Here is a 19650-nt window from a genome sequence, read left to right on the forward strand (position 1 = left end):
TTAATTAGATAAATATTTTTAAGGGACTTAAAATAAGTTTTTTACTTTTAATTTAACGTATTTTAAGAATCCCTTAAAAGTTATACCTGAATTACACCCAAATTAAATGGTTTTTGAATAGGAGCATGATTGGCAGCCTCAATTCCCATAGAAATCCATGTACGGGTATCTAAAGGGTCAATAATGGCATCTGTCCATAATCTCGAAGCAGCGTAATATGGAGACGTCTGTTCGTCGTAACGTGCTTTTATTTTGGTGAACAATTCTGTTTCTTTGGCTTCATCTACAATCTCTCCTTTAGCTTTAAGCGAAGAGGCTTCAATTTGAGCCAATACTTTTGCGGCCTGAGTTCCACCCATAACGGCAAGTTCTGCACTTGGCCAGGCAAAAATCAATCTTGGATCATAGGCTTTTCCACACATGGCATAATTTCCGGCTCCATAAGAGTTACCCACAATTACGGTAAATTTCGGAACTACTGAATTACTCACGGCATTTACCATTTTCGCTCCGTCTTTTATAATTCCGCCATGTTCTGATTTTGATCCAACCATAAAACCGGTCACATCTTGTAAAAAGACAAGGGGAATTTTTTTCTGGTTGCAATTGGCAATAAAACGGGTTGCTTTATCGGCACTATCAGAGTAGATAACTCCTCCAAATTGCATTTCTCCTTTTTTGGTTTTAACTACTTTTCTTTGATTGGCTACAATACCAACTGCCCAACCATCGATTCTGGCATAACCGGTGATCAAAGACTGTCCATAACCATCCTTATAAGCTTCAAATTCAGAATTGTCAACCAGACGATTGATGATTTCCATCATGTCGTATTGTTCGTTTCTGGCTTTTGGCAGGATTCCGTAAATATCTTTTGGTTCTAAAGCAGGTTTTTCGGCTTTGATACGACTGTATCCGGCTTTATCAAAATCACCTATTTTATCTACGATGTTTTTTATTTTATCTAAGGCATCGGCATCATCTTTTGCTTTATAATCGGTTACACCCGAAATTTCGCAATGTGTTGTTGCGCCACCCAAAGTTTCATTATCAATCGTTTCACCAATGGCCGCTTTTACCAGGTAGCTTCCGGCAAGAAAAATACTTCCGGTTTTGTCTACAATTAAAGCTTCATCACTCATAATAGGCAGATAAGCACCACCGGCTACACAACTGCCCATTACGGCAGCTATTTGGGTAATTCCCATACTACTCATTTGAGCGTTATTTCTAAAAATACGTCCAAAATGTTCTTTATCAGGAAAAATTTCATCTTGTAATGGCAAATAAACACCGGCACTATCTACCAAATAGATAATAGGTAATCTGTTTTCCATTGCGATTTCCTGAGCGCGTAAGTTTTTCTTTCCTGTAATAGGAAACCAGGCACCGGCTTTTACAGTAGCATCATTAGCCACCACAATGCATTGTTTTCCTCTTATGTATCCTATTTTGATAACCACACCACCGGATGGACAGCCTCCATGTTCGGCATACATTCCGTCTCCGACAAATCCTCCGATTTCGATACTTTTAGCATTTTCATCCAGTAAATAATCGATACGTTCGCGGGCTGTCATTTTGCCTTCTGCATGAAGTTTTGCAATTCGCTTTTCACCTCCCCCTAATTTGACTTTAGCAAATCTGTGTTTTAATTCAGAAAGTAGTAATTTATTGTGATCTTCGTTTTTATTGAAGTTTAAATCCATAAGAAATTGATTTTTTTACAAAATAGTCTGCGCTAATTTACAAAATCAATTGAAATAAACTATTATGGATTTAAAATTGAAATTTGATTTCTTTTTTGTAATTAAAGAGCAAAAAAAAACAGGAGCGAACTCCTGTTTAGTATATGTATAAATCGTACGATTATTTTTTAGATTCGCAAACCAATCTTTTTAGGATTGCCCATTGTTTTAGAGCATCACGAGCTTCTACAGCAGGATAACCCAACATTGTTTTTCCGGCAGGGATATCTCCAACAACTCCGGAACCGGCACCTACAATGGCTCCGTCACCGATAGTGGTGTGGTCTTTAATAGAGGCGCTACCACCAATTATTACGCCGTTACCAAGGGTTACAGAACCTGCTAAACCACTGTTTCCGGCCATAATACAAAATTTACCTAATTTGCTGTTATGTCCGATTTGAACTAAATTATCAATTTTACAACCGTCACCAAGAATGGTTGAACTGAATTTACCACGATCCACACAGGAATTGGCTCCAATTTCAACTCCGTTTCCGATAATTACATTTCCGATTTGTGGAATTTTGACCAATCCTTTCTCCTTACAAGGACGGAATCCGAAACCGTCAGCTCCAATTGTTGCATTTGGATGAATGATACAATCGCTACCAATATGGCAACGCTCGCGCACTACGGTTCCTGACCAGATAACGGTATTTTTACCGATAGTACATTCGTCTAAAATAGTCACATTTGGATAGATGGTCACATTAGCAGCAATTTCTACTTTTGGACCAATATAACAGCCTGCACCAATTTTACTTCCTTCACCAATAATAGCAGTTTCGTCAATAACCGCAGTTCTGTGGATTTGATTGTGAAATATTGGAGTAGGTGGGGCAAAAAGGGCAAGAATTTGAGACATCGCTAAATCGGCATTTTTTACTTTTATAAAAGCACGATTATCTCCAGGTTCAATCGAAATATCTTCATTAACAACTGCTATTGAGGCTTTTGAAGCTTCCCATAATTTTTCATATTTTTTATTTCCTATGAAAGAAATTTCAGTAGTTGTTGCTTTTTCCAGTTGCTCTGTTGCAGTTACGCTTTGCGAAGTAGTGCCATAAATTTCACCTTTTATGACTTCGTTAATTTCTTGGATTGAATAGGATTTCATGAATGAATTAAATTGATTGTAGGGGTTATTTTTTGCCAAATAAAATCAATTTGATTCGAATTACCTAATGTTCTTTTTAAGTTTTTTAAATTACTCTCTAAATAATAGTTTAAATATTACAAATTTAATACTAGAACTACTAATTTTTTGATTGTTGTGCAATTTTCAGGTTTGCATAAATTTTGATTCCGCTGCAGATTTTGTAGTTTAGATATGTAAATCTCAGTAAAAAATAAAAAGAAGAATGAGGTTTTATTTTGTTGGTTATCATGTATTTATTGTGAACTGCTTTTGATGTTTTATGCCGTACTATCTGCTTTGTTGTTTCTTTTTTGTGAAAAAAGAGAGATCGGAAAAATTACAATTTTCGGTTTTTTGGGCTCATTCCGAATTTTGATTTTGATCTTTATTGTAATTCGTTCATAATGAGGACGAAGCGTAAAATAGTGGCGAAAAAAAGTTTTTTTAGTGATGGGGAGATTATATGAAAAAATAGTAGTATAAATAGTATGATTTATAAAAACGAAAGAAATGATTTAGCAGCGGATTACTTTTAAAAGCGACTTACAATAATCGTTTACTTTATAAGACTAAAATAAAAAAGCAATTCACTTACTAATAAGGAATCGCTTTTCTGAATAATTAGTTTGTAAATAATTATCCTTTTTGAATTTTTTACTATTTGATTTGCCTCAAGCTTTGGCTCAATATCATTAAGTTAAGGATTGTCAAAAAAAGTCTCCCACAGATTTTAGCAGATTGAAATAAAAAAAATCCGCAAAATCCGCAGAATCTGTGTGAAAAACATCTTAACTATATTCCTCCAGCTAAAGTTCAACGCCATTAAATTAAGGATTGTCAAAAGAAAGTCTCTCGCAGATTTTAGCAGATTGAAATAAAAAAAATCCGCAAAATCTGCATGAAAAACATCTTAACTATATTCCTCAAACTAAAGCAGGAGATTATTCAATATAATGCTTTAACAAACCTTAGTTGATTTGGCTTTCGGCATCAGAAAACTTATAACTTGAATTAATTACTCTTTTACTTTAGAAAGAGATATAGCATTGATACAGTAGCGCAATCCGCTTGGCTCCGGGCCATCGGGAAAAACGTGTCCTAAATGTCCGTCACAAGTATTACAAACTACCTCAACACGAATCATTCCGTATGATTTGTCGGCGTTATAAGCGATTGCATTTTCTTTAATCGGTTGCGTAAAGGAGGGCCAGCCTGTTCCTGATTCAAATTTTTCACTGGCATCAAAAAGTAGCGTACCACAACATTTACATTCATAAATTCCGGGATCAAATAAACTGCATAACTCAGAACTAAAAGATCTTTCTGTTCCTTTTAAACGAGTTACCTGATATTCTTCAGCAGTTAGAAGTTGTTTCCATTCTTCTTCTGTTTTTTCCACTCTCTTTTCAGGAGCCGGATTTCCTTTATTTGTAAAACGAATTACATCTGCCCATTTGATCATAAGTAGTTTTTTTTTAAAGTTTCAAGTTTCAGGTTTCAGGTTTCAAGTTTTTAGTCTCAGTTTTCAGTTTACTTGACGGTTTTGCTTTTGAATTTAATCAAAGAGTAAAACTGCGACTGTGACTGAAAACTGCGACTAAAAAAACTATTCCTCCTCTCGTTGTCCCATCATCATTAGAAATGCTTTTAGGAAAGGATCAATATTTCCGTTCATTACGCCATCAACATCGCTGGTTTCGTAACCTGTACGGACATCTTTTACTAATTTATAAGGTTGCATAACGTAATTACGGATTTGCGAACCCCATTCGATTTTCATTTTCCCGGCTTCGATGTCAGCACGTTGGGCTTGTTGTTTTTTAAGCTCAATTTCGTATAACTGAGAACGTAACATCTGCATGGCACGTTGTCGGTTATCTTGCTGAGAACGGGTTTCAGAACATTGAATCTGAATTCCGGTTGGTTTGTGAACCAATTGTACTTTGGTTTCTACTTTATTTACGTTTTGTCCTCCGGCACCACTCGAACGGGAAGTTGTAATCTCAATATCGGCAGGGTTAATGTCGATTTCGATACTATCGTCAACAAGTGGGTATACATAAACTGATGCAAATGAAGTATGACGTTTGGCATTACTGTCAAAAGGCGAAATTCGAACTAAACGATGTACGCCGTTTTCTCCTTTTAAGTACCCAAAAGAATAATCTCCTTCAAACTCTAAAGTTACAGTCTTGATTCCTGCCACCTCGCCAGCCTGAAAGTTCAGTTCTTTTATTTTGAAACCGTAACTTTCTCCCCACATGATGTACATGCGCATCAGCATTCCGGCCCAGTCACAACTTTCAGTTCCACCGGCACCCGCCGTAATTTGAACCACAGCACTCAAACTGTCACCTTCGTCGGAAAGCATGTTTTTGAATTCTATGTTTTCAATATGCGATTGTGTCGTGTTGTAATGCTCGTCTAATTCCTCGGCTGAAAGTTCCCCTTCTTTATAGAAATCATAAGCAAGCTGTAATTCATCTGTAAGTTCAATAGCTTTATCATAATCTTCGATCCATTTTTTCTTGTTTCGAAGGTTTTTTACAATGATTTCAGCTTCTTTAGGATTGTTCCAGAAGTCAGGTGCGAAGGTTTTTTCTTCTTCGTTGGCAATTTCGATTAGCTTGGCATCAACGTCAAAGATACCTCCTCAACGCACCAAGGCGCTCCACAATACCTTTAATTTGTTCGGTAGTTGTCATAAATTAATACAAGTTTTATATGTTTTTTATAAATATTACGTTAATTTGGTTCTGGGATATTCACTAGTTAAAGTTTATTAAAACTTATCTCGAATAACTGTCAGTAATACGTAATTTTGTTGTGCAAAAATAAGACATAGTTTTTAGAATATGGAAATAAATTTAATTAGCGATACCATTACCAAACCTTCTCTGGAAATGTTGCAGTATATGTTTAATGCCCAAGTCGGTGATGATGTATACAAACAAGACCCGACAGTCATTGAGCTTGAAACCAGAGTAGCGGAGTTTTTTGGAATGGAGGCCGGGCTTTTTTTTCCATCCGGAACTATGGCTAACCAAACTGCAATCAAATTACACACCCAACCGGGTGAACAATTAATTGCCGATAAATACGCGCATGTTTATCATTATGAAGGAGGAGGTGTTTCTTTTAATAGTGGTGTTTCCTGTTGTTTAATAGATGGACATCGCGGCATGATCAATGCTACTCAGGTAGCAGCAGCAATTAATGATCCTGAATTTTATCATAGTCCTTTAACAAGTTTGGTTTGTGTCGAAAATACAACCAATAAAGGGGGTGGTGCCTGTTACGAATTAGAAGATTTAAGAGAGATAAAAAAAGTCTGCGATGCCAATAATTTGAAATTTCATTTGGATGGCGCCAGAATTTGGAATGCGTTGGTAGCAAAAAGACAAAACCCAAAAGAATTTGGAGCTATTTTCGATACTATTTCGGTTTGTTTGTCTAAAGGATTAGGTGCGCCAATCGGTTCTGTTCTGTTAGGATCTAAAGCTGATATCCATAGAGCGTTGAGAATCAGGAAAATACTTGGTGGTGGAATGCGTCAGGTGGGGTATTTGGCAGCAGCAGGACTCTATGCTTTGGCTCATAATATTGAAAGATTGGCCGAAGATCACCGCAGAGCTAAAGAAATCGCAGCGGTTTTAAGTACAAAACCCTGGATAGCCGCAATAGAACCGGTAGAAACTAATATTTTGATTTTTTCATTGGCCGAAAACTACAGTGACCAGCTTTTAGTAGAAAAATTGAAACAGAAAAATATTTCAATAAGTTTAATGGGACATAATAAACTCCGAATCGTAACGCATCTGGATTATAGAGAAGTGATGCATACGTATGTTTTGGAGACACTTTCGAAGTTTTAAAAAAAAAGGTTTAAATTTTGTTTCAAGTTTCAAGTTTCAGGTTTTTCGTAATACGTATAACTTGAAACCTGAAACCTGAAACCTGAAACTTGAAGCATTCTTATTTAAACAAGTTGTCCATTCCCGGAATCATTGGCATATCCATTTTTGCAACGGCGTCCAATTCTCTTTCGTTTACACCTGTAGCTTTTTCAATCGCTTTATTGATTGTTACAATTAAGTAATCTTCTAATTGTTCTTTGTCTTCCAATAAAGAGTCGTCAATTGAAATGGAAGTTATCTTTCTATTTGCAGTTAAGGTCACTTTTAATAATCCATCAGCACTTTGTTCGTCAATTAAAACAGTATCCAGGCGCTTTTTTGTATCTTCAATTTTTTGTTGGGTTTCTTTAAGTTTGCCCATCATTCCCATTAAATCCATTTTTGTTGATTTTTAAATTATTCCGTACAAAATTAGTATATTGCTCTAGTATTTCAATACAATATTTTATGAAAAAATTAATTCTGTTTTATTGTGTTTGTGCTACTTTTGCTCCTTCTTATTTAAAAACTAATGCTCAATCTATGCCAAATGATATAACGGCTCCAAAGGCCAAAATAATTGAAAAGAAATTAAAAAAGCATAAAGAAACCCGAATCGACAACTATTTTTGGTTGAATAATCGTGAGAATCCTGAGGTAATAGATTATCTGAATCAGGAAAATGCTTACTACGAAAGTATGACAGCACATACAAAGGAAATTCAGAATGCTTTGTATGAAGAAATGAAAGGGAGGATTAAAGAAGATGATTCATCGGTTCCTTATTTTTATAATGGATACTATTATATAACTCGTTTCGAAACCGGACAGAACTATCCTATTTTTTCAAGAAAAAAGGGAAGCCTTTCTGCTGCTGAAGAAATTTTATTCAATTGTAATGAATTGGCAGTAGGTCACGCTTACTTTAAACTAGGAGGTTTAAGCATAAGTCCGGACAATAAATTTGCCAGTTTTGGAGTGGATATTGTGGGTAGAAGAATCTATACGATTCAGTTTAAGAACTTGGAAACAGGAGAAATTCTGGCAGATAAAATCGAAAATGCTACAGGCGGTTCTGTTTGGGCAAATGATAATCATACTATTTTTTACACCAAACAAGACGAAGTTACCTTAAGAGCCGATAAAGTATTCCGACATAAACTAAATACAAGTTCTGAAAAAGATGTACTGGTTTTTAATGAAACGGATGATACTTTTAATGTTTCCATCAGCAAAGAAAAATCAAGAAAATACATTGTAATAGGATCCGGAAGTACACTTACTACAGAACACAGAATCCTGAATTCAGACAATCCGGACGGGGAGTTTGAGGTTTTTCAGCACCGTGTACGTGGTTTAGAATATAGTATTTCGCATTACGAAGATTCGTTTTATATCTTAACCAATAAAGATAAGGCAACGAACTTTAAGTTGATGAAAACGCCTGAAAACAGAACAGAAAAGAGAAACTGGGTAGATCTTATCCCGCATCGCGAAGATGTTTTGTTGGAAGACATTGAAATTTTTAAAAATTATCTGGTTGTCGAAGAACGCTCCAATGGATTGAATCATATTCGAATCATGCCTTGGAAGGACGAACCGGATTATTATCTGCCTTTTGGAAGCGAAACGTACAGTGCTTATACGACAACAAATATTGATTTTGATACTGATATTTTGCGTTATAGCTATCAATCGCTTGCAACGCCATCGTCTGTGATTGATTTTAATATGAAAACTAAAACCAAAGAAATCTTAAAAGAACAAGCGGTTTTAGGAGGGAAGTTTGAGAAAGAAAATTATATCGAAGAACGTATTTGGGCTACTGCCAGAGACGGTGTAAAAGTGCCTATTTCTATCGTTTATAGAAAAGGACTCGAGAAAAATGGTAAAAATCCTTTATTGTTGTACGCATATGGTTCATACGGAATGACAATGGATGCTTATTTCTCGTCTACAAGACTTTCTTTGTTAGATCGTGGATTTGTATATGCAATTGCCCATATTAGAGGAGGAGAAGACTTAGGAAGACAATGGTATGAAGACGGAAAACTGTTAAAAAAGAAAAATACCTTTACAGATTTCATCGATTGCTCTAAATTTGTAATTAACGAAAAATTTACTTCTTCGAAACATTTGTATGCAGAAGGAGGATCAGCAGGAGGGTTATTGATGGGAGTTATCATAAATGAAGCCCCGGAACTGTATAACGGAGTTATTGCTCAGGTGCCTTTTGTTGATGTTGTTACAACAATGCTTGATGATAGTATTCCATTAACGACAGGAGAGTATGACGAATGGGGGAACCCAAACAATAAAAAGTATTACGATTATATGTTGTCTTATTCGCCTTATGATAATGTAAAAGCGCAACAATATCCAAATATGTACGTTTCTACAGGATTGCATGATTCGCAAGTGCAATATTGGGAACCAGCCAAGTGGGTAGCCAAATTGAGAGAAATGAAAACAAATAATAATTTTTTGTTTTTAGATACCAATATGGATGCCGGACATGGCGGTGCTTCAGGAAGGTTTGAAGCACTAAAAGACTTAGCAAAGGAATTTAGTTTTTTATTAGATTTAGAAAAAATTAAAAGCTAATTAGATTTTTTTTGTTAAATTTGCAACCTATCGAGGTTATTTAAAAATGCCTTTGATTAACTATTTTTTTATGAAAGAAGAAATAAATGCTTATAATAATGTTTTAGAGTTAATAGGTAATACACCACTTATTAAGCTAAATAAAGTCACCGAAGAGTTAGAAGGAAATTTCTACGCAAAGGTAGAAGCTTTTAATCCGGGACATTCCTCAAAAGATAGAATAGCATTATATATTATTGAAGAAGCCGAGAAGAAAGGAATTCTGTCTCCGGGAGATACCATAATCGAAACTACATCAGGAAATACCGGTTTTAGTTTAGCAATGGTCAGCATTATAAAAGGGTATAATTGTATTCTAGCTGTAAGTTCAAAATCATCGAAAGATAAAATTGACATGTTAAGAAGTTTAGGAGCTAAAGTATATGTCTGTCCGGCGCACGTTTCTGCAGATGATGAAAGATCATACTACAATGTTGCCAAGAGATTACACGAAGAAACTAAAGGTTCGGTTTATATTAATCAATATTTCAATCAGTTAAATATTGATGCACATTACAACACCACAGGTCCTGAAATTTGGGAACAGACAAAAGGCCAAATCACGCATCTTATTGCTTGTAGCGGAACAGGAGGAACAATTTCCGGAACAGCAAAATTCTTAAAAGAACAAAATCCAAATATTAGAATCTTAGGTGTTGATGCTTTTGGATCGGTATTAAAAAAATACCACGAAACAAAAGAGTTCGATAACAAAGAGATTTACCCGTATCGTATTGAAGGTTTAGGTAAAAACCTGATTCCATCTGCGACTGATTTTGATATTATTGATAAATTCATGAAGGTAACCGACGAAGAAAGTGCTCACTCCGCAAGAGAGATCACCCGTAAAGAAGGTTTATTTGTGGGGTATACATCCGGAGCGGTAATGCAGGCTATTAAACAATATGCTGAAGAAGGTGAGTTTACCAAAGACAGTAATGTTATTGCTATTTTCCCAGATCACGGTTCACGTTACATGAGTAAAGTATTTAGTGATGACTGGATGAACGAACAAGGATTCTTTGATAGCATCAATGAAGAAGAAGTTCAAAAAATTGAATTCGTAAAGTAATTTATATACTTTTAGAGATATAACTCCATTCGCCGGTCGAATGGAGTTTTTTTTTGGAGTTAAAGCAAAGGATACTTGGATTAACTCTAGAAAGAATAAGCGTCCCGTTTGTTCTTTCAACGAAGGAGACTCGGCTTCGCTCGAAATGACTAACTAAATGTGTTCCTGTTGTGGAGTTGCTTGTGCGATTTCTCGACTTCGCTCGAAATGACAAAAAGAGCGAATCCTGTTCTTATACTAACGTTTTTCAACTAACCATGTCATTTCGAGGCACGAGAAATCACACAAGTAACTCGGCAAAGATTGGCGATTTTCTACATGAAATTACAGGAAATAGAGTTTGACGAATTGATGATGTTAATAGTTGAGTTTCGAAGAAAGAAATTAGATGGAGAGTGGAGTAAAATTTAGAAATAATTGCTTAAAACAGCCTTAAAAACATCTACGATCATCACTTTTGATTGTTTTGCCGACTATTTAGGTAAGTTAACGGGAAAATTTTCTTTTAAGACTATTATACTATAGATTAGTAGTATTAGAATAATGCGCTGTTTTTTAATTACTTATAGTGATTCGATGAAAAATATACGACAATGCGGAGTTATCGGTATTGATAAACGAAATTTTCAGACTTAAGAAGAGGAGTGTTTTCAGATCGACTGAAACGAGTGAGGGATGATAAAAAGAATAGTGATATATGACTTGACGGAAGGGAGTTGTTTGTTGTAAATAACAAATGATCCCTCTAAAAACAACCTTAAATTGAATGTAAAACTTTGATAGTTATAGATTGATTAGTTTATTAGTTGTTAAGTTTTGAATAGTGAAAAAGCCTCCTGAAATGCATCGTCAGTTGGCTTTTTGTTTTTTTACGGGTGTCGTTTTAGCTTATTACACTTAACACTACGAATAAAATTACCAGAATAATCACGGCAAATTTGGTGTATTTTGATGTTCTCATGAGATTGATTTTTAGATTTTAATAAAACTATTGATTGCTGCAAATATAACAGTTAATCTGTCTTTTCATAATTAAAACAGAAACATTACAAAGCAGAAATCCGGGTTTAAGTAAAAAAGAACCGTAGATGAAAAATTAAACCATATAAGTGATGTAAGTCCATTTTAAGCAAAACGCTTAAGCTGATGTGAACTTACATCACTTATATGGTTTAAAATAAATGTCTTTACTTAGAGTTTGGGGAATAAAAAAAGCTCTGAGTTTTCAGAGCTTTTGGACAGGTATATAGAAGTTTTTTATTCTTCTTTCATCGTATGATAAACGTTCATCACATCATCATCCTCTTCGATTTTTTCGATTAATTTTTCTACATCTGCGATTTGAGCCTCAGTAAGTTCTTTTGTTATTTGTGGAATACGCTCAAAACCAGAAGACAAGATTTCTAAACCTCTGTTTTCTAATTCTTTTTGCAAAGCTCCAAAGCTTCCAAAAGGAGCATAGATTAAGATTCCGTCTTCATCTTCGAAAACCTCTTCTGCACCGAAATCAATTAATTCCAGTTCTAATTCCTCAGCATCAAGTTCTCCTTTTGCAATGCGGAAATTACAAGTGTGATCAAACATGAATTCAACCGATCCCTGAGTTCCCATTGTTCCGTTGCATTTGTTGAAATAACTGCGAATATTAGCCACAGTTCTGTTATTATTGTCAGATGCTGTTTCAATTAATATGGCAATTCCGTGAGGAGCGTATCCTTCAAACAAGATTTCTTTATAATTGGCAGTATCTTTATTACTGGCATTTTTTATAGCGCGCTCAACATTATCTTTAGGCATGTTGGCCGCTTTTGCATTTTGTATTACAGCTCTTAATCTAGAATTGGCTTCTGGGTTAGGACCGCCTTCTTTGACAGCCATAACGATATCTTTACCAATTCGGGTAAATGTTTTGGCCATTGCAGACCAACGTTTCATTTTTCTTCCTTTTCTAAATTCGAACGCTCTTCCCATTACTAATTTTTTATTTTGTGATGCAAAAATACGGTTATTCCTTATTTTTCCAAAATCAAAAGGATTCTTTTTTGTATAATGTTTTTATAAGTAATTGTATTTAAAAACAATTGCTTTTATAGCTTGATGTGTAACCATAAAATCTAATAAGAAAAGGATACATTTTACAGCATATTTGAGTACTGTGACTGAATACTGTAATTTATCCGAAAAGCCATAAGAAGATTAACCTGAAACCTGAAACAAAACCAACCTGAAACAAAACCAACCTGAAACAATAATACCAACCTGAAACAAAACAAGCCTGAAACAAAACAAGCCTGAAACAAAACAAACCTGAAACAAACCCACCCCGAAACAAATCTAGTTTTTACTTCGATCCGTTAAATTCAGTAATAATATTCACAGCCTCATTCAGATACGGATTCGTTTTAAGATTGTCTATCTGGTACTGATTCATTGTTTTTTCAGTGGGATAAACGCCTAATAGAAATTGGTTTACGGTAGAGTTGTAAACATCAAGCGGGTTGTTATCGTCATTAAAAGTATGAATTTCTGTCCAAAGAGCGCTGATTCTTTTTTTCTGCTCAAAAACAGCATCCAGCGTCATGAGCACTTCTGATTTTGGGACATTAACTAATTTATCGATTTTCTGATTGATTTTTTTAATGTCGTTGAAATAATAATTATCCGCTAATCTTATAGTGCTGTTGGTTGCTATTTTAGTGATGAGGTTTCGCTTGACGTAGGTTCTGTATTTTAAAAACGGTTTAATGCTGTCATTCTTGATAGCGGTCGGAAAATCACTTTCTTTTTGATACACGTCTTCGTAAAATTCCGGAAGTATTACATCGGGAGTAACGCCAACGTATTGATGACTTTTGCCGGTAACTCTGTAGAATTTATTAATCGTGATTTTTAGAAAGTCGGTATTTTTTTCTTCGTCAAGCGAAAGAATGGTTTGCATCGTTGCCTTGCCAAGCGTAGTGCTGCCCAACAACAAGGCGCGATTGTAATCTTGCAGAATAGAAGAGAAAAACTCACTTGCTGAAGCTGTATTACTGTTTACTAAAATCACAATTGGGCCTTTGTAAATTAGTCCTCTAAAAGGGTCATTTATCACCGTTTGTTCTTGCTTATTGTCCACGACAACAGAAAGCGGGCCGTAATCAATAAACATACCGGCCATTTTTATAGCTTCTTCCATTGAACCTCCGCCATTGTCAATCAAATCGATTACCAGGCCTTCTATGTCGTCTTTTTCGAGTTTGATTACCTCGCGGGCAACATCATCAGCACAGCCTTTTCTGCTGTTTCCATCTAAATCAGCATAAAAACTTGGGATTTTGATGTAGCCAATTTTACTTTCCTTGCCAATTATAAAACTAAAGACCGAGTTTTCTTCATCTTTCATGACTTGTTTTTCAATAGCCACTTCAAAGCTTTTGCCTGAATTTCGTTTTAATGTAAAGACAATATTTTTATTTGATTCGGATAAAATCATGGTCGAAATGGATTCCAAAGAAGCACAGGAAACTTTCAAAGTCTCTTTCTCATTGGAAACGGAGACAATCTGATCTCCTTTTTTAATCTGTCCCGTTTTAAAGGCCGGACCATTGGGATCGACTTCTTCTACGATTATTTCGTTTTTCTCATTTAGATTTACGGTCATTCCCAACGATAAATGCTCTTTTGATAAGGAAGCGACAAAACTGGATTTAGAATCATCACTAAAATAGGCGGTATGGGGATCAAAATAGGTACAAAAGAAATTGTACAGTTTTTCGTCCTGTTTGCTTTTTGTTTCCAACAATGTATTTATGCGACAGATTTCGTTAGTTAAAATCAACTTTTTTGAAACTGCTTCAATTGATTTGAAATTGGTTTTTATAGAGTCTAAATTGTCACTGGTCTCTACGATATCATCTAAAATTTGATAGCGCAGTTTTTTTAGCCAGACCTTCTCCAGATTTTCTTTGTTGAGATAAAAAGCAAATGATTTTTTGTAAAATCGTATGGTGTCGTTTTTGTTATAATCAATTGGTTCAGCTTGAATTTTCTCCAGAACGGTTTTGGTTCTAAGGAGTCCGTTTCTGTATTTGGTAGTAATATCTGTTAAAAAGCTACAATCGTTCTGAAGAATCAAATCGTCTAAATTGTGGCGGTATTTTTTGGATATTTCTTCATATTCACTTTGAAAAAAAATGTTTCGGGACGGATCTAACTCATTGATTAGATTATCGAAAACAAATACCGACAAACTATCGTCGACCGGTTTGGGACGAATATGCTCGGTTTGAATTAGTACATTTATCTTATTTAGTATTTCACAGGTTTTATCGCTATTTTGACTAAATAGAGTACTGGTAATTAATGCAAATGCAAATACTATTTTTTTCATAAATCTGAAAATGATCGTTCAGACTAAAATTACGTTTATTTTTCGATAAAAGACAGTAAATTCTTTAAAATATCGGCAAAGGAATTATTAATTGGGTCAAATTGCATGGAGGAGGTTTTTTCGCCGCTAATTGCCCGAATTATTAGAATTTTTACTTTGTGAATTGTAATGCCACAGATTAAAAGGATTATTAAGATTTTGTTTCTTGTTTTAAATTTTTATGAAAGAATATACAGTAAGTGGCATATTATATAGGGAAGTTTTTTTGCCACTAATTGCTCGAATTTCCACGAATTATTTTATCGTTTAAACTTTGTGTTATTTGTCAAAGTTTAAAAGACAAAAGAAGAAAATCCTTCAAATCAGTGTAATCTGTGGCAGATTAAACTAAAAGAAAAACCACAAATCAATTAGTGAAAATTCGAGCAATTAGTGGCAAAAAAAAATGCGTTACAATAAAAATTGCAACGCACCTATACTTAAAAGTTTAAAAATATTATTTCTTGTAAAACGGTAATTTAACCACTTTTGCAGGAACATCATTTTTTCTGATTCTGATAAAGATATCGCTGTCAACAGTACTATTGCTTACTGTTACATATCCTAAACCAATTCCTTTATTCATCGAAGGTGACATGGTTCCTGAAGTAACAACACCAATTACAGTGCCCGTTGCGTCAACAATTTCGTAGTCGTGTCTTGGTACTGCACGCTCTTGCATTTCGAAAGCGATTAGTTTTTTAGTAACACCTTCTTCTTTTTGTTTTTTCAAACTGTCAGAATTGGTGAATTCTTTTGTGAATTTAGTGATCCATCCCAAACCTGCTTCTAATGGAGAAGTAGTATCGTTGATATCATTTCCGTATAAACAGAATCCCATCTCAAGACGTAAAGTATCACGAGCTGCTAGACCAATTGGTTTAATACCAAAAGCTGCACCAGCTTCAAAAACTTTATTCCAGATTGCTTCTGCATCAGCATTTTTACAATAGATTTCGAATCCACCTGAACCAGTGTAACCCGTAGCAGAGATAATTACATCACTAAGACCTGCAAAATCCGCCACTTCAAAATGGTAGTAAGCAATCGCTGATAAGTCGATAGAAGATAAAGATTGCATTGCTTCAACCGCTTTTGGTCCTTGGATCGCCAATAAAGAATAGTCATCCGAAAGATTTTTCATTTCAACACCTAAATCATTGTGTGATGAAATCCAATTCCAGTCTTTCTCAATATTCGAAGCATTTACAACCAGTAAATACTCTTCTTCTTTCATTTTGTATACAATTAAATCGTCTACAATTCCACCATCATTATTTGGTAAACAAGAATATTGCGCTCTTCCGATTGTTAAAGTCGAAGCATCATTTGATGTTACTTTTTGAATTAAGGCCAAAGCATTTGGTCCGGTAAGTAAGAACTCACCCATGTGTGAAACGTCAAAAACGCCCACACTGTTACGAACCGTTTCGTGTTCTGCATTGATACCTTCATATGTAATTGGCATATTATACCCGGCAAAAGGTAGCATTTTTGCTCCCAGACCTTCATGTATGTGCGTAAGCGCAGTATTTTTCATTGTGTTGTTTTATATAATTGAGTCGCAAATTTATTTAAAAAATATCAAAATAAAACAGTCTAAATTATAAAATTCTTAAAGATTGATACTGATTTTGTGTGATTCGCTATATCTTTTGCTTTTTTAAGAAAAAAAATAGGGAGATACCGTAGTAAACATTGCGTATAGTACCTGTACTTGTAAAATTAATGTAAAGAATGAACGAGTTCAGTATTTTAGTAATAAGAAAATTCTTCGTATTCAATATTTTTCATACTTTTAGGTCTGTAAAAGTATCCAAAATGAAAGTTCCGCTTCAGATTACAAAACAAGAAATTCTGACCTTTTATAAACGTCCAAATCCTTTAACTCATAAAGGGATTCAAGGTCATGCCTTAATTATTGGCGGCAGTTATGGGAAAATAGGAGCGGCAGTTTTGGCCTCAAAGGCATGCATAAAAGCAGGTTGTGGACTGGTCACTGCTTTTACACCAAAATGTGGGTATCAGATTATGCAAATCAGTATTCCCGAAGCAATGGTTATGACGGATCAAAGCGAAAATTGTATCACCAAAATTGATTTTTCGTTAGTACCGCAAGCAATCGGAATTGGTCCCGGAATCGGGCAGGAACAAAGGACACAAATAGCGCTTTTTGAATTTTTAAAAAACAATAAAAGCCCTTTAGTTCTGGATGCGGATGCTTTAAATATCTTATCGAATAACAAATCCTGGCTCGATCTCTTACCTGAAAATACGATTCTGACACCTCATCCTAAAGAACTGGAGCGAATAGTTGGAAAGTGGAGCTCAGAGATCGATAAGTTTGAAAAGACAATTATTTTCTCGGAACGCTATAAAGTTATAATTGTGATGAAAGGAGCACCCACTTTTATCATTAATCAAAGTAAAATTTACCAAAATACAACAGGTAATGCCGCATTGGCAACTGCCGGAAGCGGAGATGTGTTAACCGGAATCATTACCAGTTTATTAGCGCAGGGCTACTTACCGGATCAAGCCGCAAGACTTGGTGTTTTCCTTCATGGATTAACGGCAGATATTGGAGTGCAAAAAACAGGATATCATTCTTTTATCGCTTCTGATAGCATTAAAAATCTGGGAAAAGCATTTTTATCGTTGGATTCTTAGCACTTTAGACTTCTCCACTTTTTATACAGATACTTTGTAAAGAATGTAGATTTAGTCCGAATTTTAAAAAAAAATCTAAAATCTAAAATCGGAATTCAGAAATCAAAATTCGTAAGTTTGTATTCCAGTAAATACTGCTTATGAAAAACAATTTCGATCTCAGAACGGTAAACGTTACGCGTTATATTACGCCTTTGCGCGAGGGCGGTTCTTTACCCGCTTTGGCAGAAGCCGATGACGATTTTAAATATGTATTAAAATTTAAAGGTGCAGGACATGGTGTAAAAGCTTTAATTGCCGAATTGGTTGGTGGTCAAGTTGCGAAAGCTTTAAAATTACAGCTTCCTGAATTGGTTTTTGCTCAGCTTGATGAAGCATTTGGTAGAACCGAGGCCGACGAAGAAATTCAAGATTTATTGCAAGGCAGTCAAGGGCTTAATCTGGCACTTCACTTTTTGTCAGGAGCTATTACGTTTGATCCTGCTGTAACCACTGTTGATGCTAAACTTGCTTCTCAAATTGTTTGGCTGGACGCTTATATTACCAATGTTGATCGTACTTTCAAAAACACAAATATGTTGATCTGGCATAAAGAATTATGGCTGATCGACCATGGGGCTTGTTTGTATTTTCATCATTCCTGGAACAATTGGGAGCAGCATGCTAAAAGTCCGTTTGCCTTGATAAAAGACCATGTTTTACTACCACAGGCTTCTCTTTTAAAGGAGGTTGATGTTGAATTTAAAGCGCTTTTAACACCCAAAATTCTGGAAGAAATTGCCAATACAATTCCGTTAGAATGGCTGCAATGGGAAGATACTGATGAAACTCCCGAAGCTTTGCGAAACGTATATCTGCAGTTTTTGCAAACCCGTTTAAATAATTCCGAAATCTTTGTAAATCAGGCTCAAAATGCAAGATAGTCACTTATATGAGTATGCTGTAATTCGTGTGGTACCAAGAGTGGAGCGCGAAGAATTCCTCAATATCGGAATCATTTTATTTTGCAAAAGAGCTAAGTTTATAAAGGTGCTTTTTCACATTAATACAACTAAAATTGAAGCACTTTCCGATGATTTTGATATCGAACAGTTAGAATGTAATTTAACTTCATTACAAAAAATTGCCAACGGGGACAAAGATGCAGGTCCAATTGCTGAATTTGATGTTCCGGAACGTTTTAGATGGTTAACCGCAATCAGGAGTTCGGCGATTCAAACGTCAAGACCTCATCCGGGTTTGTGTGAAGATTTAGAAAAAACGATTCAAAGGCTTTTTGACGAATTGGTTTTGTAGGAAGAGGTTTAAAGGTTTGAAGGTTTTTGTTTCAGGTTTCAAGTTTCAAGTTTCAAGTTTCAAGTTTCAAGTTTTCTTAAGCGAGATAAAAAGCAGTATAAATCCGCTTAATCTGCCAAATCCGCGTGCAAAAACACATTCAGTTAAAACCTGAAACCTGAAACTTGAAACAAAAAAAACGAATCTATCCTTTTCAATTGACGATCGGATTAAAAGTCCAATATTCCGTAGAGGCATTCATTGGAAAAATGAAGCAGTATATTTTCCTTTTTTTGATTTTCAATGACTACTAAATCATAAGGTTTTAGATCGTACGGTTTCTCATTAATTGTAATAACTGTTGTATTTAAAGAAAATAAAATCACTATTTGTGCATTACAATTCTGATTGCTATTGGCTATTTTCAGTTTGTGATGGCTTGTTTTTTCAGAAACCATCCAATTAAAATCAATGCCTTTTGTATAAGAAGTCACTTCATCATCGGAATTAAATTCCATGATTTCATATTTAGTATATACTTTTTTTTCTTTGTTCAGGTCAATATGTAAGTCGTTATCAAGCATTACCAAGTAGCGGTAATAGCCCTTAAATTTGGTAAACTCTGAAGGCACTTGCTCTATTGTAGCACTGCTTATTCTGAATACAAAATCCCTGTCGGCATAATGGGCTGTTTTCGGATGTATCAGATATTCGTAGGTCAATCCACCACTCCAAACAGAGGCTTTACTATTTTCTTTTGGGAAAAGATGTAGGTTCATTTTTTATTGTTTTTA

Annotated in this window: 15 protein-coding genes; 6 read left to right on the forward strand and 9 right to left on the reverse strand. The window is 35.1% G+C overall.

Annotated elements, in window-relative coordinates; translation table 11 throughout:
* Nucleotides 1-80: 80 nt before the first annotated feature.
* From LNP23_RS13310 to prfB, 4 genes are all read right to left on the reverse strand, one after another.
* A complete protein-coding gene (locus tag LNP23_RS13310; protein WP_047776134.1) occupies nt 81-1709 on the reverse strand; it encodes an acyl-CoA carboxylase subunit beta in 1629 nt (542 codons plus the stop codon).
* A 160-nt stretch (nt 1710-1869) separates the two neighbouring features.
* Nucleotides 1870-2868, reverse strand: a complete 999-nt coding sequence (gene lpxD, locus LNP23_RS13315) for a UDP-3-O-(3-hydroxymyristoyl)glucosamine N-acyltransferase (RefSeq protein ID WP_047776132.1) — start codon at nt 2866-2868, stop codon at nt 1870-1872.
* Between the two features lie 1036 nt (nt 2869-3904).
* The gene (msrB, locus tag LNP23_RS13320) at nt 3905-4351 is read right to left on the reverse strand and encodes a peptide-methionine (R)-S-oxide reductase MsrB (RefSeq protein ID WP_230001577.1); all 447 of its coding nucleotides are present in this window, start codon (nt 4349-4351) and stop codon (nt 3905-3907) included.
* Nucleotides 4352-4495: 144 nt separating this feature from the next.
* Nucleotides 4496-5594, reverse strand: a protein-coding gene (prfB, locus tag LNP23_RS13325) for a peptide chain release factor 2 (RefSeq protein WP_117610300.1) whose coding sequence is annotated in 2 segments (ribosomal slippage) — nt 4496-5530 and nt 5532-5594 — 1098 coding nt in all. Because the reading frame shifts where the segments join, the coding sequence is not laid out codon by codon here.
* 150 nt (nt 5595-5744) lie between these two features.
* Here prfB and LNP23_RS13330 point away from each other — a divergent pair.
* Nucleotides 5745-6764, forward strand: a complete 1020-nt coding sequence (locus LNP23_RS13330) for a threonine aldolase family protein (protein ID WP_047776127.1) — start codon at nt 5745-5747, stop codon at nt 6762-6764.
* 100 nt (nt 6765-6864) lie between these two features.
* Here LNP23_RS13330 and LNP23_RS13335 read toward each other — a convergent pair whose 3' ends face one another.
* Nucleotides 6865-7185, reverse strand: a complete 321-nt coding sequence (locus tag LNP23_RS13335) for a YbaB/EbfC family nucleoid-associated protein (protein ID WP_047776126.1) — start codon at nt 7183-7185, stop codon at nt 6865-6867.
* Nucleotides 7186-7253: 68 nt separating this feature from the next.
* Here LNP23_RS13335 and LNP23_RS13340 point away from each other — a divergent pair, with 68 nt between their 5' ends.
* Nucleotides 7254-9389, forward strand: a complete 2136-nt coding sequence (locus tag LNP23_RS13340; protein WP_428979162.1) for a S9 family peptidase — start codon at nt 7254-7256, stop codon at nt 9387-9389.
* Nucleotides 9390-9459: 70 nt separating this feature from the next.
* Nucleotides 9460-10500 carry a cysteate synthase gene (gene capA / locus LNP23_RS13345; RefSeq protein WP_047776313.1) on the forward strand — a complete coding sequence of 347 codons (1041 nt, stop codon included), beginning with the start codon at nt 9460-9462 and terminating at the stop codon, nt 10498-10500.
* Nucleotides 10501-11757: 1257 nt separating this feature from the next.
* Here the strand turns inward: capA and LNP23_RS13350 are convergent.
* From LNP23_RS13350 to gcvT, 3 genes are all read right to left on the reverse strand, one after another.
* The gene (locus tag LNP23_RS13350) at nt 11758-12471 is read right to left on the reverse strand and encodes a YebC/PmpR family DNA-binding transcriptional regulator (RefSeq protein ID WP_047776123.1); all 714 of its coding nucleotides are present in this window, start codon (nt 12469-12471) and stop codon (nt 11758-11760) included.
* 370 nt (nt 12472-12841) lie between these two features.
* Entirely contained in the window at nt 12842-14872 is a 2031-nt protein-coding gene (locus tag LNP23_RS13355; RefSeq protein WP_230001578.1) for a S41 family peptidase, read from the reverse strand.
* A 496-nt stretch (nt 14873-15368) separates the two neighbouring features.
* Nucleotides 15369-16451 (reverse strand): glycine cleavage system aminomethyltransferase GcvT, encoded by a 1083-nt coding sequence (gene gcvT, locus LNP23_RS13360; RefSeq protein WP_047776118.1) that lies wholly within the window; start codon nt 16449-16451, stop codon nt 15369-15371.
* 281 nt (nt 16452-16732) lie between these two features.
* Here gcvT and LNP23_RS13365 point away from each other — a divergent pair, with 281 nt between their 5' ends.
* The 3 genes from LNP23_RS13365 to LNP23_RS13375 all read left to right on the forward strand — a co-directional run bounded on the left by LNP23_RS13365 (nt 16733) and on the right by LNP23_RS13375 (nt 18877).
* Nucleotides 16733-17581 carry an NAD(P)H-hydrate dehydratase gene (locus tag LNP23_RS13365; RefSeq protein ID WP_230001579.1) on the forward strand — a complete coding sequence of 283 codons (849 nt, stop codon included), beginning with the start codon at nt 16733-16735 and terminating at the stop codon, nt 17579-17581.
* Between the two features lie 140 nt (nt 17582-17721).
* Nucleotides 17722-18504 carry a HipA family kinase gene (locus tag LNP23_RS13370; RefSeq protein WP_230001580.1) on the forward strand — a complete coding sequence of 261 codons (783 nt, stop codon included), beginning with the start codon at nt 17722-17724 and terminating at the stop codon, nt 18502-18504.
* A complete protein-coding gene (locus LNP23_RS13375) occupies nt 18494-18877 on the forward strand; it encodes a DUF3037 domain-containing protein (RefSeq protein WP_230001581.1) in 384 nt (127 codons plus the stop codon). The genes LNP23_RS13370 and LNP23_RS13375 overlap by 11 nt, the downstream gene beginning before the upstream one ends.
* Before the next feature lie 209 nt (nt 18878-19086).
* Here the strand turns inward: LNP23_RS13375 and LNP23_RS13380 are convergent, their stop codons facing one another.
* Complete coding sequence (locus tag LNP23_RS13380) at nt 19087-19635, reverse strand: HutD family protein (RefSeq protein WP_230001582.1); 549 nt, start codon at nt 19633-19635, stop codon at nt 19087-19089.
* Between the last annotated feature and the right edge of the window lie 15 nt (nt 19636-19650).

Origin of the sequence: Flavobacterium cupriresistens (assembly GCF_020911925.1) — a bacterium.
Classification (GTDB): domain Bacteria; phylum Bacteroidota; class Bacteroidia; order Flavobacteriales; family Flavobacteriaceae; genus Flavobacterium; species Flavobacterium cupriresistens.